The sequence below is a fragment of the Roseateles sp. P5_E4 genome, from assembly GCF_054049255.1.
The window spans coordinates 293165-316950 of record NZ_JBFUMS010000008.1 but is presented as its reverse complement, the minus strand read 5'-3'; the positions used below and the strand labels follow the sequence as shown (position 1 = coordinate 316950).

General features: G+C 65.5%; 22 protein-coding genes. 13 read left to right on the top strand and 9 right to left on the bottom strand.

Going from position 1 to position 23786, the window contains the following annotated elements; translation table 11 throughout:
- Positions 1–6 precede the first annotated feature (6 nt).
- Together ACXJLH_RS17575 and ACXJLH_RS17570 are read right to left on the bottom strand one after the other, a co-directional pair.
- Positions 7–1122 (bottom strand): DegT/DnrJ/EryC1/StrS family aminotransferase, encoded by a 1116-nt coding sequence (locus tag ACXJLH_RS17575; protein WP_457445572.1) that lies wholly within the window; start codon positions 1120–1122, stop codon positions 7–9.
- Positions 1123–1127: 5 nt separating this feature from the next.
- Entirely contained in the window at positions 1128–2996 is a 1869-nt protein-coding gene (locus ACXJLH_RS17570; protein WP_457445570.1) for a hypothetical protein, read from the bottom strand.
- 524 nt (positions 2997–3520) lie between these two features.
- Between ACXJLH_RS17570 and ACXJLH_RS17565 the strand changes: the two genes are divergently transcribed.
- The 12 genes from ACXJLH_RS17565 to ACXJLH_RS17510 are packed head-to-tail and all read left to right on the top strand — an operon-like array spanning position 3521 to position 15440.
- Complete coding sequence (locus ACXJLH_RS17565) at positions 3521–4909, top strand: hypothetical protein (RefSeq protein ID WP_457445569.1); 1389 nt, start codon at positions 3521–3523, stop codon at positions 4907–4909.
- 51 nt (positions 4910–4960) lie between these two features.
- Positions 4961–5464: a type II secretion system major pseudopilin GspG gene (gspG, locus tag ACXJLH_RS17560; protein WP_457445567.1), complete on the top strand. Its 504-nt coding sequence runs from the start codon at positions 4961–4963 to the stop codon at positions 5462–5464.
- 28 nt (positions 5465–5492) lie between these two features.
- A complete protein-coding gene (locus ACXJLH_RS17555) occupies positions 5493–5921 on the top strand; it encodes a type II secretion system protein (RefSeq protein ID WP_457445565.1) in 429 nt (142 codons plus the stop codon).
- A 4-nt stretch (positions 5922–5925) separates the two neighbouring features.
- Entirely contained in the window at positions 5926–6405 is a 480-nt protein-coding gene (locus ACXJLH_RS17550; RefSeq protein ID WP_457445563.1) for a type II secretion system protein, read from the top strand.
- Positions 6402–7109 (top strand): prepilin-type N-terminal cleavage/methylation domain-containing protein, encoded by a 708-nt coding sequence (locus tag ACXJLH_RS17545; RefSeq protein WP_457445562.1) that lies wholly within the window; start codon positions 6402–6404, stop codon positions 7107–7109. The genes ACXJLH_RS17550 and ACXJLH_RS17545 overlap by 4 nt, the downstream gene beginning before the upstream one ends.
- Positions 7106–8113, top strand: a complete 1008-nt coding sequence (locus ACXJLH_RS17540) for a hypothetical protein (protein ID WP_457445561.1) — start codon at positions 7106–7108, stop codon at positions 8111–8113. Before ACXJLH_RS17545 ends, ACXJLH_RS17540 begins: the two co-directional genes overlap by 4 nt.
- On the top strand, positions 8037–9401 hold the full coding sequence (locus tag ACXJLH_RS17535; protein WP_457445560.1) for a hypothetical protein: 1365 nt from the start codon (positions 8037–8039) through the stop codon (positions 9399–9401). The genes ACXJLH_RS17540 and ACXJLH_RS17535 overlap by 77 nt, the downstream gene beginning before the upstream one ends.
- The gene (locus ACXJLH_RS17530) at positions 9401–10003 is read left to right on the top strand and encodes a GspMb/PilO family protein (RefSeq protein ID WP_457445558.1); all 603 of its coding nucleotides are present in this window, start codon (positions 9401–9403) and stop codon (positions 10001–10003) included. The genes ACXJLH_RS17535 and ACXJLH_RS17530 overlap by 1 nt, the downstream gene beginning before the upstream one ends.
- Entirely contained in the window at positions 10000–10449 is a 450-nt protein-coding gene (locus ACXJLH_RS17525) for a hypothetical protein (protein ID WP_457445557.1), read from the top strand. The genes ACXJLH_RS17530 and ACXJLH_RS17525 overlap by 4 nt, the downstream gene beginning before the upstream one ends.
- A gap of 7 nt (positions 10450–10456) precedes the next feature.
- Positions 10457–12556 carry a secretin N-terminal domain-containing protein gene (locus ACXJLH_RS17520; protein ID WP_457445556.1) on the top strand — a complete coding sequence of 700 codons (2100 nt, stop codon included), beginning with the start codon at positions 10457–10459 and terminating at the stop codon, positions 12554–12556.
- Entirely contained in the window at positions 12553–14247 is a 1695-nt protein-coding gene (locus ACXJLH_RS17515) for a GspE/PulE family protein (RefSeq protein WP_457445555.1), read from the top strand. Before ACXJLH_RS17520 ends, ACXJLH_RS17515 begins: the two co-directional genes overlap by 4 nt.
- The gene (locus tag ACXJLH_RS17510; RefSeq protein WP_457445554.1) at positions 14247–15440 is read left to right on the top strand and encodes a type II secretion system F family protein; all 1194 of its coding nucleotides are present in this window, start codon (positions 14247–14249) and stop codon (positions 15438–15440) included. The genes ACXJLH_RS17515 and ACXJLH_RS17510 overlap by 1 nt, the downstream gene beginning before the upstream one ends.
- Before the next feature lie 9 nt (positions 15441–15449).
- Here ACXJLH_RS17510 and ACXJLH_RS17505 read toward each other — a convergent pair whose 3' ends face one another.
- The 7 genes from ACXJLH_RS17505 to ACXJLH_RS17475 all read right to left on the bottom strand — a co-directional run bounded on the left by ACXJLH_RS17505 (position 15450) and on the right by ACXJLH_RS17475 (position 22316).
- Entirely contained in the window at positions 15450–16490 is a 1041-nt protein-coding gene (locus tag ACXJLH_RS17505; RefSeq protein ID WP_457445553.1) for an alginate O-acetyltransferase AlgX-related protein, read from the bottom strand.
- Positions 16491–16565: 75 nt separating this feature from the next.
- On the bottom strand, positions 16566–18395 hold the full coding sequence (locus tag ACXJLH_RS17500; protein ID WP_457445551.1) for a carbamoyltransferase family protein: 1830 nt from the start codon (positions 18393–18395) through the stop codon (positions 16566–16568).
- A 3-nt stretch (positions 18396–18398) separates the two neighbouring features.
- Positions 18399–18548 (bottom strand): DUF5989 family protein, encoded by a 150-nt coding sequence (locus ACXJLH_RS17495; protein ID WP_457445549.1) that lies wholly within the window; start codon positions 18546–18548, stop codon positions 18399–18401.
- Positions 18549–18570: 22 nt separating this feature from the next.
- Complete coding sequence (locus ACXJLH_RS17490) at positions 18571–19011, bottom strand: hypothetical protein (protein ID WP_457445547.1); 441 nt, start codon at positions 19009–19011, stop codon at positions 18571–18573.
- A gap of 43 nt (positions 19012–19054) precedes the next feature.
- Positions 19055–20134, bottom strand: a complete 1080-nt coding sequence (locus tag ACXJLH_RS17485; RefSeq protein ID WP_457445546.1) for a sulfotransferase family protein — start codon at positions 20132–20134, stop codon at positions 19055–19057.
- Complete coding sequence (locus tag ACXJLH_RS17480) at positions 20131–22101, bottom strand: sulfatase family protein (RefSeq protein ID WP_457445544.1); 1971 nt, start codon at positions 22099–22101, stop codon at positions 20131–20133. Before ACXJLH_RS17480 ends, ACXJLH_RS17485 begins: the two co-directional genes overlap by 4 nt.
- Positions 22098–22316, bottom strand: coding sequence for a hypothetical protein (locus ACXJLH_RS17475; protein WP_457445542.1), 219 nt, complete (start codon positions 22314–22316; stop codon positions 22098–22100). The genes ACXJLH_RS17480 and ACXJLH_RS17475 overlap by 4 nt, the downstream gene beginning before the upstream one ends.
- Positions 22317–22497: 181 nt before the next feature.
- Between ACXJLH_RS17475 and ACXJLH_RS17470 the strand changes: the two genes are divergently transcribed.
- Positions 22498–23766 (top strand): flippase, encoded by a 1269-nt coding sequence (locus ACXJLH_RS17470; RefSeq protein WP_457445540.1) that lies wholly within the window; start codon positions 22498–22500, stop codon positions 23764–23766.
- Positions 23767–23786 lie beyond the last annotated feature (20 nt).

Genomic DNA, 23786 nt, shown 5'->3' with positions numbered 1-23786 from the left:
GGCCGCTTACTTTCGCTGCGAGCGGATCAGCTCGACGATCTGATCCTGCTGCTCCGCCGTCAGGCCGGGGTAGATGGGCAGGCACAGCACCTGCTCGGCCGCACGCGAGGCGACGGGCAGGTTGGCCGGCGCCGCCGAGGGCAGCGCGCGGTACATCGGGAAGCTGCTGATCAGCGGATAGAAGTAGCGGCGCGCATAGACATTCTTGGTGCGCATGGCCGAATACAGCTCATCGCGCGAGGCGCCGTACTCGGGCTTCACCAAGATGGGGAAGTAGGAGTAGTTGTGCTTGCTGCCGGGGCTGGGCGGCAGGCATTCGATGCCGGGGATGTCGGCCAGCATGGCGCGGTAGCGCACGTCCACCTCGCCGCGCTGGCGCAGGGCCTCATCGACATGGTTGAGCTGCAGCAGGCCGAGGGCCGCGTTGAACTCGCTCATCTTGCCGTTGATGCCAGGCGCGACGACGGTCGTCTCGTCGACGAAGCCGAAGTTCTTCAACTGGTCGATGCGCAGCTTGGTCTTGGCGTCCTTGCAGACGATGGCGCCGCCCTCGAAGGTGTTGAACACCTTGGTGGCATGGAAGCTCAGCACCGACAGGTCGCCGGCATTCAGCACGCTCTGCCCGTCGGACTCGACACCGAAGGAGTGGGCGGCGTCGTAGATGACCTTCAGGTTGTAGTTCTCTGCGATCTTCTCGATGGCCGCCACGTCACAGGGGTGGCCATAGCAATGCACCGGCATGATCGCCGTCGTCTGCGGCGTGATGGCGGCCTCGATCTTGGCCGGGTCCAGGTTCAGGTTGACCGGATCCACGTCGACGAAGACCGGCTTGATGCCATTCCACAGCAGCGAGTGCGCCGTCGCGACGAAGGAATAGGGCGTCGTGATGACTTCGCCCGTGATGCGCAGCGACTGCAGCGCCGTCAGCAGCGCCAGTGTGCCGTTGGAGAACAGCGCGATCTCCGGCACGCCCAGGTATTCGCACAGCGCGCGCTCGAACTTCTGGTGCATCGGGCCGCCGTTGGTGAGGAACTTGCTGTCCCACACCTCCTTCAGATAGGGCAGGAATTCCTCCAGCGGCGGCAGGTGGGGCTGGGTGACGTAGATGGGTTTCTGGCTCATGGTGATCAGGCGGGGATGGGCTCGCCGACCTTCAGAAGGTGCTGGGAACTGGCTTGCAGAGCTTCGTGGTTCTTGTACATCCAGTCGAAGGCGTCGACGAATTCGGTCGCGTCTTCGGGACGCGGTGGCTGGAAGAGCTTGGCCTTGACGTCCGTGGCCTTCAACTGATCAACGATGGCCTGCCGGGCCTCATCATCGTGGATCACCTTCATGGCGGACTGGAAGTAGTCCTCATCGTTGTCCGACACCAGCCAGGTTGGTAGCCCCACCATGCGCATCACGTCGCGGTCGCCGATGCTGAGCACCTCGTTGGCGTGGTAAGCCACCGTGGGCACGCCCAGCAGGCAGGTGTCGACGGTGCTGTTGGTGTTGCCGAAGGGGAAAGCGGCCAGAGCCAGGTCGCAGCGCTTGAGCTGGTGCAAGAACGACGCGTAGGGACGCGAGGGCTCCAGCGTGAAGTTCCTGAAACGGCGCTCGAACACCTGCCGGATGCGGTCATACATAACACCCGCAGCACTGGCGAAGAAATGGAAATGGATGGGCCGGGTGGATTCCTTTTCCAGGCGCTCGCACAAGGCCAGGAACCTTGGGGACAGCTTCATCAGGGAGCTGTTTACGGCGATATGGAGGGCGTCATCATCAAACGGCAGCTTTTCAATGCCGAAGTCGATGTCTTCGCTGTAGGGAGCAAAACTACCCCAGGCCTTGCGTTCCAGCACCTTGGAGCCGAATTCCCAGGACGCCTCGCCGTGGCCGGCCTGCACCAGGGTGTAATCCATCGTGTCCATCATCGCGGGCGCCGGATGGCCCAGGGTCATCACCTGAATCGGCGCGTATCGCAGGTTGGCGACCATCTGCGTCCACTCCGACATGCCCAGGCTCGGGTAGTAGATGATGTCCGGCGCGATCTTGACGATGTGCGCGCCGATGTCTTTCATGTTGGTTCCCTGCTCGAGCAGGATCACGTCATCGAACAGGTCAAACGCTGATTCCGAGACGAATCCTTTCACCGCCATGCAGACTGTGTTGTAGCGCGTCTTCAACTGGCGGATGCTGGCCGCATAGCTGCGATACATCGCATGGCCGGTGGACATTCGCTCTGCCGCGACCAAGATGGTGGGCCGGTCGACAATCCTGTGGGCGCTGCTGCGAGATTTGAGGCCGCCCGTCTTATCGATTCGCAACCAGACGGCGTTGAGGGACTTCTTGAGATTGTGCTTGTGCGGGTGGTCGGCATAGCTGCAATGCATCCAGGCCGAGGTCAACGCCTGGATGATGCCCTGGGTCGGAACAGCGTTCTCGATCAGGGCCGCATTTTCGATCAGCAGACCGCGGTTGGTTTCGCCCTGAGCGTTGTGCACGAAGGGCGCGGTAAACCAACCCAGCATCAGCGGCAGAAGTTGATCGGGTGGCAGTTTGAGCACCCCCGACATCAACTCCGCCGGCATGTCGTCCAGCGAATAAAACAGTGACAGTACGAAAACCTGATTCGGTTTCAGGGTCAGGCTGCCGTTTGCGTTGCGAATGCCGTGATAGCGCAGCAGATGGAAGGGACCCTCATAACCGCTGAGCTCGAAAATGGCTTCAAGTGCCGGCTTGCGGCCGGCCAGAAATTCAATTTGTCCGAGATCAATCTGGAAATCCGGGCTGCATAGCAGCGCCGAGATCATGGCAGCGATCCGCGTATATGCAGCGCGGCGCTGCTCTGGCGTGCAGGTGGGTGCGAGGATCCCGAACGGGTTGCGCGTCTGGCTGATGTAGGTCAGCAAGTTCAGCAGCAGCGCGACGCCTTCGCGTGTCTGGCGTTGAAATACGGCTCGTTCCAGCTTGTCGAGGGTCTCGTCGACCAGGACGGGGTTATCTGCAGTGGTCATATAGCGAGGAAGAGCGTGTGCTGTAGCGCGGGAAGCGCTGACGCGACGCTTCGGTGCGGGGTAGGCGACGCGGCGCGCTGGCCAGATCGCTCAAATGAACTTAGCATTCTAAAGGGCCGGTCGGGCGGGATGCGTCCGCGGTTCGAGCTGGTCAGGACCACCGACTCGGCATCGCTGAGCGGAACGGGCGAAGGGAAAGCGCCGTCGTGGGGTGCTGGGTGCTGATGTGAACAAGCAACGCATCTGGGGCAAACCCCGACCCGCTACCGACACCCGAGAGTGAAACGCCTGTAATCGTCTGCTATGCTGCCGGACAACCTGCTGAGCTGGAGGGTATTGAGCCGTGCCAGTCATAGTAGGGGAGGCGAAGCATGAGCGCTTTGTGTCGACGCAGTGGTCGCCGCGTTGGTGGCTGCGACGGTCCGGAAACGGGCCGAGGCAATCGACCCAATGCGGTGTCTGAGTGTTCAGCTTCGCTTGTGTTCGGTTAATTTGTTGCAACAACGATCCGGAAGGTTCATTTAATGAAGAACTTCACCTACAAGGCCCTGGCCGTCGCGACCGCTGCGGTTTGTGGTGCTGGTGCTCAGGCGGCAGGCTCGGTCTCCTCGACGGCCGGCACGTACGCCGTCGAAGCCATCACTTCGAGCAGCGCCATCACGCTGAATCCCGTCGTCTACACGATGGGCGTCTCCCGCGTGGTTTCGCAGCCGTTCACCATCATCGTGCGTGAGCCTGCTGGCGCCACCACGACCCTGAGCTGCGGCGCTGTGCCGACGGTCTCTGGTGGCGGTGCTGCCAACATCACCGTCAAGCGCACCTCGGCTACCGAGTGCGTCTGGGACGTGAACGTCACGACCGACATCAACGTCGGCGGCAACATCACTTTCCCCAACCTGGCCATCAACGGTCACGGCCTGGCGACGGTCGGTGCGGTTGAAAAGCTGAACGTTGCCCTGTACGACACGGGTGAAACCGCCCGTGTTGACAACTCCAACGACATCACCGCCACGGTTGCTACGTCTGCCCGTGCCATCTCGCTGACCGCTACGCAAGACACCGGCACCAAGGCTGACGTGAACTTCAACGGCGGTAACCAGCCGCTGTTCGGTTTCGTCGCTCAGAACGACGACACGACCACCAACGCCAGCGCCAACTTCACCATTGGTATCAATGGCTCGTTGCTGAATTCCAGCGGCGTCGCCGTGACGGCCAACAGCATCCTGACGAACATTGTCGTGACTATTGCTGGTGAATTCACCGGTCTGGTCACGAGCTTCAGCGGCGCTGGCAACAGCTCCGTGATCGTCAGCAACGGTGCTGTCGGCGCTCCCGCCGTGACTTATAACGCCACTGCAGGTACCGCCGTGTTCACGGTGACTGGCCCGCAACTGAACCAGTCCGGCACGTCCAACGTTCAGGTGAGCCTCAACTCCGCTCTGACGCAGTCGCTGGGTACCGCCCGTACCTTCGGCGTGTCCGCTGTGGTTAACCCGTCGCTGGCTGGCGTCGGTGCCCAAGCCCTGGCTGGCAACGCCAGCTGGTGGGTCTGGGGCGCGAACGGCATCGAATTGCGTTCGGCGTTCTTCAACAACTTCGCTGATGCCAACAACTTCACCCGTTTCTACTTCCAGAACACGGGTTCGCAGCAGGCTGACTACTCGGCAACCTGCCAGGCTGAAACCGGCCGCACGGTGACCTATGGCGCCGCCAAGTCGGGCAAGCTGGCTGTTGGCACGACCGCTCTGAATGCTTCTGAGATCTGCACTTTCAGCGTCGGCACGCGTGGTTCGATCACCTTCACGATCAACGCCAACATCGGCGTCGTCAAGGGCGTGTACCAGCAAGCCATCAACGGCGCTGCTGCTGGCTACATCCCCCTGGAGCGTCCGTACGGCGCCAACACGTACTAAGCAAAAGCGCTTTCGCGCCAAGCAAAAGGGCACCTTCGGGTGCCCTTTTTTATGGCCAAGGCCATCACTTACACTGCCGACCTCTTGCGAAATTGCACCCTCATGGTCCGCTCCAACTCTGTTTCTCAACCGCGCGTGCGCGGTTTCACTCTGCTCGAAATGCTGGTCGTGCTCGCCATCATTGGCCTGATTGCAGGTTTGGTCGGCCCGCGGCTTTTCAGGAAAGTCGATCAGTCACGCATCCAGGCTGCGACGATCCAGATCAAGCAATTGCGTGGGGCTGTGGAGAATCTGCGCCTGGACATCGGCCGCTACCCGACTGCTCAGGAAGGTTTGGCATTGCTCAACAAGCCGCCAACCGACCCCGCCCTTGCTTCGCGCTGGCGCGGTCCCTACCTCGAAGAATCGGTGCCGCTGGATCCGTGGTCCAAGGCTTATCAATATTCACTGCCTGGCCGCGACGGTCAGCCCTTTGCCCTGTATTCATTGGGTGCTGATGGCCAGCCCGGTGGCGAGGCCGATGCCCAGGATCTCGGCGTTCTGCCGGCCAACTGAGTCTTCCATCCATTGCCATTGGCCACCGATGACGGCGGATTCGCAATACCGCCTGGGCGTCAGTGACATGAGCCCCAGTCGCAGCCGTGGGTTCACGCTGTTGGAGATGTTGGTCGTTCTGGCGCTGATGGCGCTGGCGACTGGCATCGTGCTCCCGCGGGCGACGGGCTGGCTGGACAGTGTTCAGGAGCGCGGTTGGCGTGCCGACCTGCGCGCCTACATAGAAGCCATGCCCGTTCGCACCTTCCTGTCCGGCGAAGAGAAGCGGCTTGATGCGGCAGCCATCCTGGCTGCCGTACCGGGAGGCCCGCCGGGGCTTGAGTTGCAGTTGCCTGAACCCCTGACGTACGGCCCGACCGGCGTTGCGAGCGGTGGCCGCATGCAGTTCAAGCGTGGCGGCGTGCGCGAAGTGTGGGTGGTCGAGCCGTTCAGTGGCCGTGTCGTCGAAGGATCCTGACACGATGTCGAACGGGCTCCGCTTGCGTCGAAACTGCTGCGCCGCGACTGCGCCGCGGGGATTCACCTTGCTCGAGGTGATCGTTGCGCTGGTGATCCTGTCCACCGCCGGGTTGGTGCTGTTCGGCTGGATCAACCAGAACCTGGCGACGGCAACGCGGCTGCGTGAGTCGCAGGCCCGTTCCCAATTGCAGATCGAGGGTGTGTCCTGGCTGGCGACGATCAATCCTGTCGCTGAGCCCGAAGGGGACCGGGAAATGGGTGGTTTGCGCCTGACTTGGCGCGCGACCCTGCTGGAGCCGATGCGTCCTGAGTTCGACATGGGCGGCGTCATCGTGTCGCGTTGGATGATCGGCCTTTATCGCGTGAACGCCAGCATCACGCGCCTGGACAGCGGCATGCGCACGGACTGGGAGCAGGTCGCCACGGGGTGGAGGTCCGCCTTTGCCGCACCGGCCGCTAATCCGAAAACAGGCCCTCCATGAAGACGCTTGCCGGGTTCGAGCCCAACCGTGCGCGACGAGGCTTCACGCTGGTCGAGATGCTCGTGACGCTGGCGCTGATGGCCATGATTTCGTCGCTGCTCTGGCAGGCATTGCAGCAGGTGCTGAGAGTGGAGCAATTGCTGCAGCGCTCGGGCGTTGACGGGCAGTTGGACGTCGTGCGCCGTGAATGGCTGCGCAGCCTGATTCAGGCCAGCTTGGTGGAGCAGAGCGGGGCGCCGCAGCAATTGCAGGGTGACAGCCGGCAACTCACCGTCGCCAGCGCTGAAGCCCTGGGCCTGCCAGGCATGCAGGCCGCAAAGCTGCTGATCCGCTTCGAGTCTGATGCCAGTTCAGGTCGGCAGCGGCTGATGCTTGCCGAGGCACCGGCAACCGACGCTTTTGCCCAAGGTTTGCGAACCCCTGCCGCGCCGGTTGAAGTGCTGGCCTGGCAGGGCAAGCCAGGTGCTGTCCGCTTCCTCGATGCGAGCGGGCAATGGTTCGAGCAATGGCCCCCACCCCTGGCGATCCGCCTCGCTGCGGCGGGCGGCGAAGACGAGCAAATGCGGGCGGCGCGAGCCGCTATCCCGCGGCTGCCCAGGGCCGTCTGGCTGGAGATGGGTGGTGACGTCGGCGGGCCGCTGGTGACGGTCTTGAGCGTCACCGAGCCTGGCCGCATGCGCCGAGCGCAATGGGAGGCGCAATGAGAGCCGCGCGACCCCATGCGAAAGGGCAGCAGGGTTATGTGTTGTTGATGGTGCTGGCTGCGCTGGCGGTGATGACCTTCGTTGCGCAGCGCTTCGCCCTGCGCAACGACGAACTGCGCCGCAATGCGCTGGACTTCAGCGAGTACGCGCAGGCTCGGGCGGCAACGGCGGGCGCGCTGTCGGCCACGCTGTACTGGAATGCCACGCGCCCACTGATGCCGGCAGGTCGCGGCATGCCGGACGGCCAACTGCGGCACGACGGGCAGCGCTACACCACGACTGATGGCGCGTCGGTCGCCGTGCAGGATTTTCGCGGACTGCTTGCCCTCAACGGCGTGAGCCGCTCGGTACTGAGAAACCTGCTGGTCCAGGACGGCGTGTCGCTGACGCGTGCACAAGCCATGATCGACGTGCTGGACGACTACATCGACACCGACAACCTCAAACGGCTCAACGGCGCCGAGAGGGCGGAATATCGGGCGCTCGGCTTGGCGGGACCGCGCAACGACTGGCTGCTCAGTCCCCGCGAGCTGGAAGCCATGCCGCTGTGGCGCGATGACCCGGTCCGGCTGGCGCGATGGTTACGCTGGTTCAGTGGCGACATCGGACATCCAAACAATCCGTCCAGCGCGCCGCTGCCTGTTTTGAGGGCGTTGTTACCCACGGCCAACCAGGCCCAGCTCGAACTGCTCTTGACGTTGCGTCGCGCCGATCAATTGCGAGACGTCCGCACCACGCAACGTTTGGTGGGTCTGGAACTTGATGAGGATGCCTATCTGTTCGCACCCGGCAACGACAGCCGCATCGCCCTCTGGGCCCCCGGGCTGCCAAGGGCCCTTGAGTACAATGTCCGGTTGATGCCTGCAGGGGAGCTTGGCCCGTGGGTGATCACAGAACAGCACAGCATCTCGCGGCTTACATTCACTGATGAAGCTCCCCCAGCTCTCCCTTTCCCCCTTGCGCTCGGTACTCGGCCCCAGGCCGCAAGCAGTCCTGCGCCTTGAGGGTTTCGAGGCGCTGGCGCGCGCGAGCTGGTGGGCCCACACGACTGTCATCGTGTCCCGCAGCCGGTGCCGTCTGCGCTGGTTTCGCCTGGCAGGCCTTCCGCCGGCTGAAAAGCTCGCGGCGCTGCGGCTGCAGGTCGAAGCCTGGCGGCCTTTTGAGAACACGGCGGCTCGGCTGGTCCTGTCTGGAGAAGACGGTCTGGCCATCGCTTGGGATGCGGCGTCGGCCCATCGACAACTTGTCGCCGACGGTGTGGTGCCCGAGCGCTGCCAGTTCATACCCGAGACGCTGATGCAGCCCGTCGGCCCGGATGGGCTGCGCCTGCTGCGCGGTGCAGAAGGCTTGGAGGTGCAATGCTGGCGGGAGGGGTTCCTGCGCGCCAGCCGCTGGTGGTCCGAGTCCCTCACGGCCCAGGATTGGCAGGAGTTCGTCCACGCCAGCGGCGCGGGTCCGCAGGCCGGTGGGGCGCTGCCTGAAGCGCAGCAGCTTGCGCTGGACAGCGCATGGATCAAGCACTACCCCTTGCACGCTTCCGCGGAAGGGGCCGAAGGCGCGGAGCAACGCCTGGTGTTCATCGGCGCCTTGGCGCTCTCGCTGGCGGCCGGCGTTCTGGCGCAACAGCTCTGGGACGCGCACCAGCAAGGCCAGGCGCTTGCCCGGCAGATCGCCGACATCAAGACCGCGACGGCGCCGGTGCTCGCGGCGCGGGATGCCACCGTCGCCGCGGTCGATGAAGTCGAGAAGCTGGCCGCCTGGTTTGCGCTGCCTCTGCCCGTGGACGTGATCGGCCATCTGAATGACACGCTGGGTAGGTCAGGCGTGCAGGTCAAGGATCTTGACCTTGAGGGCAGCAAGCTGCGCCTGGGTTTGCAGCTCAAGCCCAACGCGACGCGCGCCGGCATCGTGAAGGACCTTCAATCCGGCGGCTGGTTTGTGGACGTCAACGAAGTGCGCGCCGACAACGCGCGGGGCCTTTTGACGATGGAGTTGCGCATCGTGGGTCTGCGTCCGCCGGCGACTGGCGCTGCAGACGCCACCGCCACCGCTACCGCCACGGCCACTGTGACCACCGCGACCGCGACGCCGCCGTCCGCAACTCAGGCGGCTGCACCGTCGCCGGTCACGCAGGCACCCATTGCCCCTGCGACTCAAGTCTCGCCCGCACCGGCACCGGCGCCGGCGCGTCCACCGCAAGCGCCGCAAGGCCCCGGTAAGCCCATCGTTGCCAAGCCGGATGCCAACGGCCTGCCGCCCCCGGACGTATTCAATGCCATACCGAACCGCTGATGAGTCGTGACGCTGTGCTGACGCCATGGGCGCAATTGCGCGAACAGTGGCAGGAATCCCGCCTGGTGCGCCTGGGCGCCTGGCTGGGCGCGGCATTGTTGAGCATCTACATACTGTTTGCTGGCTTTGACGAAGTCGATGCGCTGCTGGAGCGCAACCGCGGCCTGGTGGTCGAGCTGACCCGCCTGCAGGGCCTGGCCAAGGAAAAGGACTGGCCCGAGCGCCGACGTGAGGCCACGGCCCTCAAGGTGGCTTATGACACCGCCGTCTGGATGGAACCCGACATCGCGCTGTCAGAAGCCGGCCTGCAGGACTGGCTGCGCAATGTGACGCAACGTCTGGGGCTGAAGGTGCGCGAGATCACCCTCGTGCGTGCCGAGCCTTCCGCCAAGCCCGCAGGTAACGTCCCGGTGGGTTATGTCGAAGTGCACGCCCGCGTCAGCGTCGAACTGCAGCGCACGCCGCTGTTCGTGCTGCTGGCCGAAATAGCCAACCAGGAGCGCCGCATCGTCGTCGAGCGCCTGTCCATCCGCAGCCAGAGCCAGCCGGCGGTCGCTGACATGGACCTGCGCATCCTTGCCAGGCCGGGAAGCAAGTCATGAAGGCCATGCCCTGGGTCTTGTTGGCGGTAGCTCTCGGCCTCGGTTGGCTGATCGCGCCAGCGCCCGATGCAGATCCGGCGGTCATCCAGGCGCGCAAGGAAAGCTGGCGACTGCCTGACCTGCCTCAGCGCCCTGACCAAGCGAGCCGGGCGATGGCTTTGGCTGCTTCGCCGATTTTCGAACCAGAGGCGGCCGTTCTTGCAGCTGCAGCGGCTGACGCAGCGGCCAAGGCTGAAGACAAGCGTTGGCGTGTCGCCGGTGTGTTCGGGCGCGGGCAGGAGCGCAAGGTGCTGATCAGCTTTGTCGCTGCTGGCAAGGCACCGCTGCGACTGGCCGTGGGCGACAAGGTGCCCAGTGGCGAGCGCATCACCCAGATCCACGACGGCGAGGTGCTGATCCGCGTCGGCAACAAGCAGGTTCCGTTGGGAGCTGATTACCGTGAGTGAAAACAGAATGTCCCTGACGCTGCGACCGATTGCCCTCGCGGCCGGTGCCCTGCTCGCCCTGAGCGGCTGTGCACCCATCGTGCCCGTATTGCCCAAGCCGCTGCCGGTGGCCAGCCTGACTCCCAATGCCTCTGCGCAAGCCGAGACTGGCGGCCGTGACACGACGCGCATCGCGCCCGGTCCCAAGGCACCCGAGGTCGAGACGCCCAGCCTGGCGGTCACGGCCCCGGTGGCCCAGCCCCAGGACGAGGTCGTGGCTGCGGTCAACCTTCAGCAGGTGGCCCTGCCGACCTTCATCCAGGTCATCTATGCGGACGTGCTGAAGAAAAGTGTCAGCGTCGACCCCGCCGTGATTGCGCGGCCCGATCTCGTGACCTTCAAGGCCGGCGCCGGCCAGACGGCAGCCCAGGTCGAGACCGCGGTGCGCCTGCTGCTCAAGAGCTATGGCCTGTCGGTGATCGAGGTGGGGGGCCTGGTGCGCGTGGTGCCCGACAACGCCAACCAGGGTGGCGACCTGCCGGGCATCCGGTATGGCGCTGCGCTTCCGGCAGTTCCGCCGTCGCTGCGGCCTGTCTTTCAACTGATTCCGTTGGAATCGGTCCGCCAGGTTGACGTGACGGGCTGGCTACGCACGCTGTTCGGCGACCGCGTCAGGGTGCAGGAAGACTCGACCCGCAATGCGGTGCTGATCAGTGGCAACCCCGACAACGTCAAGGCGGCCATTGAGGCCCTCGCGGTGCTCGACCAGCCCGCGCTCAAGGGACGTACCAGCTTGACCTTGACGCCCGCCTTCTGGTCCGCCGAGGAGCTGGCGCGCCGGCTTGGCGAGGTGCTGTCGGCCGAGGGCTATGCGGTCCACCCGGTGGGCTCCGCGATGACCCAGGGGGGCTTGCGCAGCCCGATCATCCTGCTGCCGGTCTCAAGCCTGAACCAAGTTTTCGTCTTCGCCGCCGGTGACAAGGTGGCCGCCCACATTGCCGAATGGGCCAAGACCCTGGATCGCCCCAACGAGCGCGGCGTCGGCAAGAACCTGTTCACCTACCCCGTCAAGCACAAGGACGCCGAGCAGTTGGCGGTGACCCTGGAACGGGTGCTGGGCGGCGGAGGGTCGGCGGCCAGCACTACCCCGGCTGCGGGCGGTGCGTCCCCCACGACCGGCACCGCCAGCACGGCGACGACGGCCAGCCGCTTGTCCAACGTCGTGGTCGACAAGGCCAGCAACACGCTGATCTTCCAGGTCAACCCGGAAGAGTTCGGCCAGGTCTCGGCGCTGCTGCAGACCCTGGACAAACCGACGAAGTCGGCGCTGATCGAGGTGACGGTCGCCGAACTGAAGCTCGAGGATGGCGCCCAGTTGGGCGTGCAGTGGCTCACCAGCCATCTGGAAGGCAAGGGGGGCATCACGGCCAGTGCCAGCAGCGGCTCAGGCAGCACGGGCGGCTTCAACGTTTCGGTCCTCAATTCGTTGGGCGGCCAACGGCTGGCCATCGACGCGCTGGCGAGCAATTCGCGCGCGACCATCCTCTCCAGCCCGCGCCTGATGGCGCGCAACGGCGAGACGGCTTTGATCCAGGTCGGTGACGAAGTGCCGGTGCTGAGCCAGCAAATCGCCACGCCATCCACCACTGGCGGCTCTGCCGGCAACCTGCTGGCGACCTACCAGTACCGTTCGACGGGCGTCATCTTGAAGATCAGGCCCGTCATTCACTCGGGCGACCAGATCGACATCGACCTTTCCCAGGAAGTCAGTCAGCCCGTGCAGACGACTGCGGGAGTCACGACCACGCCCACCATTTCCACGCGTCGCGTCGAGACCAAGCTGACGCTGCGCAATGGCGCGACCATGCTGCTGGCCGGCCTGATCGACGGCACGTCCTCCGACGGCAACGGCGGCGTGCCCTTCCTCAAAGACATTCCGATTCTGGGCAGCCTGTTCCGCAACCAGACGGTCAAGAAGACACGGCGCGAGATGATCATCCTGATCACGCCCTATATCGCCAACGACTCCACCGAAGCCGAGGCGATCACGGAGAGCTTCCGCAAGAGCCTGGGCGACTGGGCGCGCGTGCCGACGCCAGAAGCTGGCAGCTCTGCGCCGAAACCATGACGGATTCCGCCGCCCCGCGCCTGATCGGCGAACTGCTGCTCGCCCGCGAGCAGATCCGCTCCGAGGATCTGAACGCGGCGCTGCGCTTTCAGGCAGAGCAGGGCGGTCGCATTGGTGCTGTGCTTTTGCGCATGGGCGCGATCACGGCCGAGCGCCTTTATGCGGCGTTGTCCGAGCAGCTCGGCATGGGCTGGCGGCGCTTCGACGACCTCGACGAAGCAGCCATGCGGCTGGGCCTGCAGGAGCTGGCAGGCATTGCCACCCAACTGCTCCGACTCGGCGTGCTGCCATGGCGCGATGAAGCCGGCTGGCAGCTCGCCTGCGCTGATCCCCTCGATGCCGAAGCGCGCGAATTCGCGCAGCAGCAGGCCGAGCTCAAATCGGCCCGCTGGTGGCTGATCGCACCCGACGATGCCCAGCGCTGGGTCCAGCGTCTGCAACAGGGTGACCTCGCCATGCAGACGCTCGACGAGCGGGCCCTGCGCGAAATGGCCGAGGACGCGCCCGTCATCGCCTGGGTCAACAACCTCATCGCCCAAGCCGTCGAATCGCGCGCCTCGGACATCCATCTGGAGCCCGGTGAGCGCGAGTTCGAGGTCAGGCTGCGCATCGACGGCCAGCTGCACACGCGCCTGGCCCTGGGCATGGACCGCTATCCGGCGGTCGCCTCGCGCATCAAGCTGATCGCCGGCGTCGACATCGCCGAGCGCCGCCTGCCGCAGGACGGCCGCATCTCCACACGCGCCGCTGGCGCCGAGATGGACGTGCGTGTGTCGTCCATCCCCGCGGTCTATGGCGAATCCATCGTCATGCGCCTGCTGCCCAAGAAACGCGCCGACCTGACGCTGGAGCGCCTGGGCCTGCGGCCGTCGCAGTTGCGCCAGTTCAAGCGCTGGTTGGGCCTGGCCAACGGTCTGGTGCTGGTGACCGGCCCGACCGGCGCCGGCAAGAGCACGACGCTGTACTCCGCGCTGGCCGCCACCAACGACCAGACGCGCAAGATCCTCACCGTCGAGGACCCGGTCGAATTCCGTCTGCCCCAGGTCATCCAGGTGCAGGCTCAACCCGAGATCGGCTACACCTTCGCTCGCGCGCTGCGCGCCTTCTTGCGCCACGACCCGGACATCATCATGGTCGGCGAAATCCGCGACCGCGAAACGGCCGAGATCGCCATCCAGTCCGCGCTGACAGGCCACCTGGTGCTGGCTACGCTGCACACCAATGATGCGCCTTCAGCCGTCACGCGGCTGGTGGATATGGGCGTGGAGCCCTTCCTCGTCGGTGCTTCGCTGCGCGCGGTGATGGCACAGCGCCTCGTGCGCCGCCTGTGTGAAGTCTGCGCGGTGGCTACCGACGAAACCCCGACGCTGGGGGACGCCGAACTTGCCGCGGCAATCGCTGATGCGCGCGCCGAAGACAGCGCCGCCGACCTGCCGCGCTGGCGCCACCATGTCGGCTGCCCAGCCTGCCAGAACACCGGCTTCAAGGGCCGGGTCGGCATCTACGAGATGCTGGACGTGGGCAGCGAAATGCAGCACGCCATCGCCCGCGAAGTCGGCCTGCCGGAGCTCGTCGCCCTGGCGCGCCAGGGCGGCTATCGATCGCTCGCCCAAGAAGGCGCGCTGAAGGTCGTCCAGGGCGTGACGACGCTGGATGAAGTGCTGCGTGCCACCGGCACAGCCGACGCCTGATGCGCTTCGACTACACCGCACGCGACACGGCCGGCCGGCCTCACAGCGGCCAGCTTGAGGCGAGCGATCAGGCGGACGCCATGGCGCGTCTGGCCGCGCAGGGCATGACACCGGTGAGCCTGCAGGCGCGCACCGCCGCACCTGTGCGTGCGAAAGCGCGCGGCACCATCAAGCTGGCCGACCAGGTCGTGCTGCTGCGCGAGCTGGCCACGCTGCTCACCGCTGGCGTCACGCTCGGCGATGCCCTGCCCAGCCTGGCGCAGGCCTACGAAGGCCAGCCGCTGGGCCTGCCACTGGCACAGATGGAGACCCTGGTGCGTGGTGGTGGCCGGTTGTCGGACGCCCTGCGTATCCAGGCGCTGCGCATGCCGGTCTACGTCATCGCGCTGGCCCAGGCCGGTGAGGCCAGCGGCGACATCGCCCGCGCGCTGCAGGAGTCGGCCGAGCAGATGGAGCTGGCCCGCAAGGCCAACGAGGACCTGCGCAGTGCTCTCATCTATCCGAGCGTGCTAGTGGGTGCGGGTTCGCTGGCGGTGTTCTTCATCTTCGTCGGCGTCGTGCCACGCTTCGCCAACCTGATCAAGGGCAGCCGCCAGGTGCCCGAGCTGTCGCGCTGGGTCATCGAATCGGGCGTCTACGTTCGCGGCCATCTTTTTGAGGCCTTGCTCATCCTCGCCGCGCTGGTGGGTATCCTCGTCACCAGCCTGTCGCGCGAGTCGACGCGCCAGGCGCTGCTGCAGACGTTGCAGCGGATGCCGGTGGTCGGCCCCTGGCTGGTGCAGGCCGAGATCGGCCGCTGGGCCACGGTGTTGGGCAGCCTGTTGTCCAACCGTGTGCCCGTTCTCACGGCCATGGAGCTGGCCCAGGGCGTCATCCGCCTCAATTTGCTGCGCTCGGGCCTGGAGCGGGCGACCAAGGGCCTGCAGCAGGGCCAGTCGCTGAGCGCCGGCCTGGAGACCCAAGCCTGGTTCCCGCGCACTCGGCTGAACCTCATCCGCGTCGGTGAGCGTTCGGGCGAGTTGCCCAGGATGTTGCTCGCCTTGGGCCACAGCCAGCGCGATGCCGCCGCCGTGCTTCAGCGCCGCATGCTCGGGCTGATCGAGCCCATCGCCATCATCCTCATCGGCGCCGTCATCGGCCTCGTCATGGTGGCGGTCATGATGGCCATCACCAGCTTCGACACCTTGGTTTAAGGCCTGCCCTCAACGATTGGCAGCAAGCGGCGCAGGCCAGCCCTGCGTCCGGACATAGGCCGCGATTTCCGCCGCTGCCAGCGCGTGCCCCTTCGCGGTCCAATGGCCATCGTTGGGGAAGTGGTAGTCCATCGGATGACCGCCCTTCTCGAAGGCGGGTGCCAGATCGACGACGGGCAGCCCCAAGGAACGCAGGTGCGCAACGAAGCCCGCATGCAGCTTGCCTTCCTGTTCGGTGTTGTTGCCGATCCACTTCAAGCGCGAGGGAATGATGACGGTGATCACCTGGTGCTTGGCGGCAATGGCGGCCACGCGCTCCGCGGACTGTTCGATCGCTGCGGTGGAATAGACATTGCGCAGTGCGCCATCGGCGGTCGGCGTGATGATGCCAAGACGAACGAACAGCGCCTGCAACGACTCCGACGCGTGCGCCTGATGGCCCAGCGCCCGGTAGGCGCTGGAGTTGCGTTGCAGCCAGAGTTTCGTGCGACGCAGACCCTCGGCGAAGGTGCGGCGTTCGCGAAGGCGCGTCACCGGGGTGATGCGGTCGCGATACTGGCCGATGTCGTTCTCCATGCACACGGCAAGAATGACCTTTTGCACCGGCGCGCCCTGGCGCTCGGCGTAACCGATCAACGTCTCGTATCCGGCGATGTCGGTGGGGATGGCGACGTTGAACACGCGCTGGCCCAGCAGCCCTTCGAGACGATTGGAGAAGCGCTCGGCTTCCTCGACGCCATGCCCGAGTGAAAACGAGTCACCGACTACGAAAAGATCGTCGGCGGTGGACTGGGACAGGTCCTTGGTGTCACGCAAGCCCAGCCGGTTGATCGACACCTTGACCTTGTAGTCGCCGGTGTTCTTCCATTGGATCGTCTCGGTATTGGCCGCTGCCAGGGGCACGCCGTCGACGACGGTGTACTCGATATCGCCGGCCGCAGAGTACTGGGGCAGCAGCCAGCGCACGCCGAATTCCAGGATCAGCAGGCTGACGAGTATCGACGTCAGCAGCAGTGCAAGCGAAAGGGCCACCGAGCGGCATCGAGCCATGAAGCGAACTTGACGGGTCACTGGATCAACATCCCATGAGAAAGAACAGGTGTTCGGGTTCGTGACGGGGCAGGGTCAATCCAATTCAAACGCCTGCTCATAGCGTCTGGCGAGCGTCTGGGCCTGCATCTCCTTGCGCATGAAGCAGTTGCCGATCGCAAGCACGTCAATGTCCGTCCCCATGAAGCATCGGAAGGCGTCTTCGGGCGTGCAGACGATGGGCTCGCCGCGCACATTGAAGCTGGTGTTGACGATGACAGGCACGCCCGTCAACGCCTTGAACCTGCTGATGAGGGCGTGATAGCGCGGATGGGTGTCGCGATGAACCGTCTGGATTCTTGCTGAATGGTCAACGTGGGTGACCGCAGGAATCGATGAACGCGGCAGGTTCAACCTGTCGATGCCGAACAAGGTCTGCTCAGCCGGCGCTTTCAGGCGATGCTTTTCCAGCACGTCGGCCACCAGCAACATGTAGGGGCTGTCCTCGTCAAGGTCGAACCACTCGGCCACGTCTTCCCGCAGGACCGATGGCGCAAACGGCCTGAAAGACTCCCGGTACTTGATCTTCAGGTTCAGCAGTTTCTGCATGCTTGGCGAGCGCGCATCGCCCAGGATGGATCGCGCGCCCAGCGCGCGCGGGCCGAATTCCATTCGCCCCTGATGCCACCCGAGCGCCTTGCCCTCGCTGATGGCCCGTGCACACTGGTCAATCAGGTTCTCGTCGTCCAGCGTTTCGAAACGCGCTCCAAGCGACGTCAGTCGCTGCTCGATCTCCGGCTGCGAATAAGACGGCCCGAGGTAGCTGCCCTGCATGCCGTCGACGCCAGCGTTGGCGCGCGGCTCGCCCTTGGACATGTGGGCGGCGACCAACGCAGCACCCAGCGCACCGCCCGCATCACCGGCCGCGGGCTGCACCCACAGGCGGTCGAAGTGGCCGCTGCGCAGCAGCTTGCCGTTGGCCACGCAGTTCAGCGCCACGCCGCCGGCCAGGCACAGATTGCGCTCACCCGTCTCCGTGGCGATCGAGCGGCCGAGCTTCAGGACCACTTCTTCCAGGACAGCCTGCACCGAAGCCGCCAGATCCATCTCCCGTTGACCGAGCCGGTCTTCGGGTCTTCTCGGCGGCGCGCCGAACAGGCTGTCGAAACGGCGGTTGGTCATGGTCAAGCCGGTGCAGTAGTCGAAGTAGTCGAGATTCAGCCTGAAGCTGCCATCCGCCTTGATGTCAATCAGGTTGTCCTTGATCGTGTCGACATACTTTGGCTCGCCGTAGGGAGCCAGGCCCATGACCTTGTATTCGCCCGAATTGACCTTGAAGCCCGTGTAATACGTGAACGCCGAATACAGCAACCCCAACGAATGGGGAAAATGAATCTCGCGAATGATGCTGAGGTTGGAGCCGCATCCCAACGCCAGCGAAGTGGTGGTCCATTCACCGACGCCATCCATCGTCAGCACGGCGGCGCTCTCGAAAGGCGACGGAAAGAACGCGCTCGCGGCGTGGCTGAGGTGATGCTCTGAAAACAGCAGCTTGGCGCGCCAGTCGACGCCCGGCGCCAGCGCCGCGAGTTCGTCGATGAGCAAGCTTTTCTGGAAGAGCTTCTCTTTCAACCAAAGCGGCAGGGCTTGCCGGAATGAGGTGAAACCGCGCGGCGCGAATGCCAGGTAGGTCTCGAGCAGCCGTTCGAATTTCAAGAACGGCTTGTCATAGAAGATGACATGGTCGACGTCCGCCGCGCCAATATTGGCGATGGAAAGACAGGCGCGAATCGCATGGACCGGAAATGCGGCATCGTGCTTGCGGCGCGTGAAACGCTCCTCCTGCGCGGCCGCCACGATGCGACCATCAATGACCAGCGCCGCCGCCGCATCGTGGTAATAGGCCGAAATGCCGAGGATCTTCACGTGCTAGAACAGCGTGTAGATGAAAGGCGCGATCACCGACCCCTTGGCCACAATCAGCAGGCCGCCGAGTATCAGCATGACCAGCACGAACGGGAACAACCAGAGCTTCTTACGCGATTTCAAAAATCGCCACAGCTCAACTAGCAACGACATTCAAGCCACTCCGGCGAAATAATCAGAATTGGTCGGCAAGTCCGCCGACATCGGGGCCAGGGGGCGAACGTTCTGCCCAATATGAGCCGGCAGACGGGTCAAAGCGGCGATTCAAGACGTCGCGTCCAAATACCCGCATGGCGTAACCTGTGGGCGTGAACAGGCCGAAATACAGCAATCCAAGGGCAATAGGGCTGAATAGTCGATGCAGGAGATCTGCGAGAGCCATCCAGGCACGGTTGAGCGGCGTCAACCATTTGGGCTTGAGCAGCGTCACAGCCAGCATCAAAATGGCGGCGCCTAGCCACAACCTGCCATTCATATTGCCGTGCAGCCATTGATAGCCGCCGACTGCGCCGAAAAACACGACGAACAAGGCGCCAAACGAAAGGTTTGACGGCAAATTAGATTCTGAACTCGTCATGGTGATGTGCCACTGTCGCAATGCTGCGTCCGGCGCCATCCCGCCAGCGTCTCATGATAACGCAGGGAAACCGGGCGACATTTCATACTTCACCCGCCCGATACTCAACGCCGGTGCTTTGCACGACGCGACCTTGGGCTTCACCCAGCGCCGCGACGCCTGCCGCTGCAGCGCCGGGCACAGGCTGCTCGTAACGCTCGATGCGGCCCTGGCGCGTGCGCGTCAAGGCCGCGTCCAACGCGGCTTCGGCCGCGGCGTCAAGATTGAGCTGGCGCATGACACCGGCCACCACCTGGCGCGGCGCCGCGGCCAAGCGGGTCTGCTCGACGACGATCCAACGCTCCGGCGGCAACGCCGCCGATAAATGCTCCAGCACCGAAGCACAGCCTTGCAGGGCTGCGCCGAGAAAAGCATCGAGCCCATCCGCTGCGCCGGTCGTCAGGCGATGCTCAGCAAACATCGCATGCCACATCTTGCGGTTCGAATGAAAGACGGTGGCCGCATCGCGCACCATCCATACCACCTTGGCCTCGGGAAAGCGCTTGAGCAGCGCAGGCAGCCGAAAGCTGTGATTGGGCGACTTGAGGATCAGCCGCTGGCCGGGCTGGCCGCTGGACGCCAGCACGCCGGCCATGAAGCGCTCGAAGCGCGGCAGCCAGTCGGCCTCGCGGCCACTCCAATAAGCGGGGTCCAGCGTGTGCAACAGCTCAGGCAGCCGCTCCGGCATCAGGAAGCCGCGGTAAGCCGAGTCCACGCCTAGCGTGAGCAGCGCGAACTCGTCTTCCTGCGGTGACAGCGCACTGATCTCCAGCCCATCCATCGGGCGCGCCACGCCGCTGCGTGCGGGCGGCGCCGGCAGCAGCTGGAAGGCGGTGGCATTCATGCACTGCCAGGTCAGCGGCGTGGGCCAGCCGGTGGCCGCCGTCAACAACTCGTGCATGACCGTCGTGCCGCTGCGCCACGGGCCGACGATGAACAGCGGCGGGGCCAGAGCAGGCGCGTCGGCGACGCGGGCTTCGCTGAGGCGGCGGTTCAGCGTGCCCCAGGCTGAACGCCAGCGCAGCTGCGCGCGCGTACCGAGGGGCAGGCTGGGCCAGGCGGGCCCGGCTCGCAGCCACTTCAGCAACTCGGCGTCGAAGCTGTGCAGCGGGCTGGTGCTCATGGCTCGCCGAACTGTGCCGCGCGGCGCTTCTCGGCGGCGGCGAGCTGCTGATCCAGCAAGGCGCGCAGCCTGGCGGCCGTCTCGGGGGCCGTCTTGCTCAGGTCGTGAAGTTCATGCGGATCGGCGGCCAGGTCGAACAGCTCGGCTTGCTGCTCGCCCAGGTCGAGCACCAGCTTGTTGGCGCCATCGATGACCGCGTAATGGCCTGCCTTGATCGGCTTGAAGCGGCTTTGCCGCTCGATCGCCATCGAGTACACGGGTTGGACGGGCAACTCCCCGCCCAGCAGGGCCGGCTTGAGGCTGCGGCCGTCCGCATGAGGCAGGGGCGCCAGCCCCAGCACGTCGACGATGGTCGGCGCCATGTCGTCCAGGCCGACCGGCGTGTGCACCACGCGCCCCGCACGTTGACCAGGCAGCTTGATCACGAGGGGCACGCGGATGACAGCCTCATGCAGCCACTGGCCGGCATGGCCGATATAGCCGCGCTCAAAGGATTCGCCATGGTCGGAGGTCACGATGACGAGCGCACCGTCCAGCTTGCCCCGGCGGTCCAGTTCGTCAAGGAAGCGCCCCAGCGCCTCGTCGGCCCCCATGATGGCCTCGCGGTAGCGCAGCCTGTGCTTGTCGATCAGTGCCTGCTGCGGCGGGTTGTAGCGTGTCATGCCCAGCATCTGCGACCAGTGGTCCAGTTCGCCCTCGGGCAGCAACTTGTGCTTGGTGCTGGGCGGTGGCAGATAGGGGTCGTGCGGGGGCAGCGTGTGCAGCCACATGAACTGCGGGCGCTGGTTCTGCGAGCCGCGGTCCAACAGCGGGCGGGCGGCGTCGTAAGTCTGCTCCGGCGCGAACGGGCTGCGCTCCGGGAAGAGGCGCACGTCCAGTGTGTCCAGCAGTGGAATGAGGCCTGACAGCCAGAACGGCAGCGTCGTGTCCGGGAAGGCGCTCAGCGCCACGCGCGGCTTCAGGCCCAGCGCCGGCGACGGCGCGATCGCCTGCGTCGTGTATTCGTCGTAGCTGCCGTGGTGGCGCGGGCTGGCCATCAGGTTGGCGCTGATCGAGTGCGCCTCGTAGCCGTGAGCGCGCAACTGGCTGGCCAGGGTCTGGCCGCGCATGGCTGGCGCCATCTTGGCGACGATCTGCACGCCCCAGTGTGACCAGGGCAGGGCGCCGGTCTCCATCGTGGCGGTGCTGGGCGTCGTGAAATTGCCTGAGGCGTAGTGGCGGTCGAAGCAGCTGGCGCGGCCCGCTAATTCGCGCAGGCGCGGCATCGTCGTCGGGCCGTCGCCACATACGGCCGCATCTTCTGCGGCCAGCGTGTCGATGGTGATGAGGTAGACGTCGGGCAGCCGAGCGCGCACTGGCGCGGAGGCGGGCTGCGCGGTCAGGCCCATCACGCGCGGCGGGTGCAGCAGCAGCCAGACCACCGAGACGAGCAGCAGCAGCAGCGCCGGGGCCTGTAGGCTGCGCAGCGGCGGCACGAGGCGGGCGAGTACATAGGACAGCCGCCGGCCGCGCAGCATCAATCCCGAGGCGAGCAGCAGCAGCGCGACGGCAACGAGCCGCGCATTGGCGGACAGCGCAAAGTCGCCTTCCGTCACCAGCTTCAGCCAGGCCCAACTGGCCGAGCCGAATTGCCACAGGCATACCCACGACACCGGCAGCAGCGTGCTAGCCCAGGCCACCACGCGGCCCGTCGCCACGGACGCTCCCAGGCGTACCACCAGCCAGCCCAATGCAAAGGCCAGGGCGGCCAGCGCGAGGGCCGGCAGCGTCAGCAGCAGCAGCGCCAGCGCGACGTCGCGCGCGAACTCGCCGGTAGTCTGGAAGGCGAGAAAGGCGTCGACCTGGCGCAGCAGCACCCAGGGCATCCACAGCAGGCCCAAGGCGGCGAAGGCCACCCCGAAGCAGGTGCCAAGGCGTGCCGGCGGCAGCTCAGGGTGGGAGCGTTCGGCGCTCGCGCCGACCTTCATTCAGCGTTGCGTCCGGTCAGCCGACGCCAGAGGCGGCGCGCCATCGCACTGATCCACTGGCGCAGGAACAACCAGATGCCCACGATGCCCGCAAACACCGGAGCCAGCAGCTGGAACAGCATGCCGCCCGCATTGKGGTCGATGTAGGCATTTGCCGGCAGGCTGACCAGTGCGAGGCACAGCGCCGTGCAAAGCAGAAGAGGGGACGGCTTCATGTCGGGTTCTTGAACGGCCCGGATCAGCCGGGCGCTAGGCCGCCCGACGCGCGCGGACGGCCAAAACCGGCATTTTATCGGGCAGCCCGGCGTGTCGATTTGTGAAGCGGGGCGGCGGGGTCTGCGCGCAGGGCTCGTCCTTACAATCCGCGCCCTTTCGTCTCCTTCCGGCCCACTCTCCTTGAAGCTCGCCAAGCACACGCTTCTCAATCTGTTCGGACTCGGCGCGCCGCTGCTGCTGGCCCTGTTCAGCATCCCGGCCCTGATGCATGGCCTCGGCGTGGAACGCTTCGGCCTGCTGACCCTGGTCTGGGCCGTGACCAGCTATTTCGGGCTCTTCGACCTGGGCCTGGGGCGGGCACTGACGCAGCAGCTCGCCATCCTGATCGACCGAGGCGACGAGGAGCGCATCGGGCCACTCAGCGCTTCTGCGTTGCTGCTGATGATCGCTCTGGGCGTTGTCGCGGGCCTCGCCATGATCGTGCTGGCGCCCTGGGGCGTGGACCTCATCAAGGCCTTGCCGGACCGCCGCGAGGCCGTCGCGGCCTGCATCGTGATGGGCTTGGCCGTCCCCTTCATCGTCGTCACCGCCGGCCTGCGCGGCATGCTCGAGGCCTGCCATGCCTTCGAGGTGCTGAACTATGTGCGCCTGCCCATGGGGCTGTGGACCTTTGCCGGGCCCTGGATCGTGCTGCACTGGTTCGGGCCCAACCTGCTGCTGATCACAGTGGCCCTCGCGCTGGGCAGGGTGGTTGGCTTTGCCGTGCATGGCTGGCTGGCCTGGCGAGCCCTGCCGCAGGTGCGCGGGCGGCTGCACTGGCAGGCGCAATGGCTGCGGCCCTTGCTGGTGTCGGGTGGGTGGCTCACCTTGAGCAATATCGTCAGCCCCTTCATGGGCTACGTCGACCGCTTCATGATTGGCGCCACCGTCTCCGCCGCGGCCGTCGCCTACTACGCAACGCCGCAGGAAATCGTCACCAAGCTGTGGATCATTCCGGGCGCGCTGACGGCGGTGCTGTTCCCGGCCTTCGCGGCCCAGGCAGCCCGCAAGGATGCCGCCGCCTGGGCGCTGTACGACCGTGCCGTGCGCATCCTGTTTGTCGTGCTGCTGCCGATCTGCGCCACGTTGGGCCTGTTCGCCGCGCCGATCCTGACGCTGTGGATCGGGCCCGAGCTGGCGGCGCACAGCGCGCCGATCCTGCGCGTGTTCTCGATCGGCATTCTGATCAACTGCCTGGCCCATGTGCCGCTGACCTGGCTGCACGGCGCCGGGCGTTTTCGCGCGCCGGCCCTGCTGCACTGCGCCGAGCTGCCACTGTTCCTGCTGGCGCTGTGGCTGCTGAGCGCCCGGTGGGGCCTGATGGGTGCGGCCACGGCCTGGTTGCTGCGCATGGTCGGCGACGCGGCGGCGATGTTCTGGCTGTGCCGGCTGGAACGGCGCAGCCCCTAAGGCGCCTCACCACGGCTGCC

Bases quoted from the DNA above. Each gene is read 5' to 3' on its own strand.
- ACXJLH_RS17555 (WP_457445565.1), top strand. From the start codon at position 5,493: ATGACGGCGGATTCGCAATACCGCCTGGGCGTCAGTGACATGAGCCCC.
- ACXJLH_RS17535 (WP_457445560.1), top strand. From the start codon at position 8,037: ATGAAGCTCCCCCAGCTCTCCCTTTCCCCCTTGCGCTCGGTACTCGGC.
- ACXJLH_RS17530 (WP_457445558.1), top strand. From the start codon at position 9,401: ATGAGTCGTGACGCTGTGCTGACGCCATGGGCGCAATTGCGCGAACAG.
- ACXJLH_RS17495 (WP_457445549.1), bottom strand. From the start codon at position 18,548: ATGTCGTTGCTAGTTGAGCTGTGGCGATTTTTGAAATCGCGTAAGAAG.
- ACXJLH_RS17515 (WP_457445555.1), top strand. From the start codon at position 12,553: ATGACGGATTCCGCCGCCCCGCGCCTGATCGGCGAACTGCTGCTCGCC.
- ACXJLH_RS17565 (WP_457445569.1), top strand. From the start codon at position 3,521: ATGAAGAACTTCACCTACAAGGCCCTGGCCGTCGCGACCGCTGCGGTT.
- gspG (WP_457445567.1), top strand. From the start codon at position 4,961: ATGGCCAAGGCCATCACTTACACTGCCGACCTCTTGCGAAATTGCACC.
- ACXJLH_RS17485 (WP_457445546.1), bottom strand. From the start codon at position 20,134: ATGAGCACCAGCCCGCTGCACAGCTTCGACGCCGAGTTGCTGAAGTGG.
- ACXJLH_RS17575 (WP_457445572.1), bottom strand. From the start codon at position 1,122: ATGAGCCAGAAACCCATCTACGTCACCCAGCCCCACCTGCCGCCGCTG.
- ACXJLH_RS17570 (WP_457445570.1), bottom strand. From the start codon at position 2,996: ATGACCACTGCAGATAACCCCGTCCTGGTCGACGAGACCCTCGACAAG.
- ACXJLH_RS17540 (WP_457445561.1), top strand. From the start codon at position 7,106: ATGAGAGCCGCGCGACCCCATGCGAAAGGGCAGCAGGGTTATGTGTTG.
- ACXJLH_RS17520 (WP_457445556.1), top strand. From the start codon at position 10,457: ATGTCCCTGACGCTGCGACCGATTGCCCTCGCGGCCGGTGCCCTGCTC.
- ACXJLH_RS17550 (WP_457445563.1), top strand. From the start codon at position 5,926: ATGTCGAACGGGCTCCGCTTGCGTCGAAACTGCTGCGCCGCGACTGCG.
- ACXJLH_RS17505 (WP_457445553.1), bottom strand. From the start codon at position 16,490: ATGGCTCGATGCCGCTCGGTGGCCCTTTCGCTTGCACTGCTGCTGACG.
- ACXJLH_RS17510 (WP_457445554.1), top strand. From the start codon at position 14,247: ATGCGCTTCGACTACACCGCACGCGACACGGCCGGCCGGCCTCACAGC.
- ACXJLH_RS17525 (WP_457445557.1), top strand. From the start codon at position 10,000: ATGAAGGCCATGCCCTGGGTCTTGTTGGCGGTAGCTCTCGGCCTCGGT.
- ACXJLH_RS17480 (WP_457445544.1), bottom strand. From the start codon at position 22,101: ATGAAGGTCGGCGCGAGCGCCGAACGCTCCCACCCTGAGCTGCCGCCG.
- ACXJLH_RS17545 (WP_457445562.1), top strand. From the start codon at position 6,402: ATGAAGACGCTTGCCGGGTTCGAGCCCAACCGTGCGCGACGAGGCTTC.
- ACXJLH_RS17490 (WP_457445547.1), bottom strand. From the start codon at position 19,011: ATGGCGCCGGACGCAGCATTGCGACAGTGGCACATCACCATGACGAGT.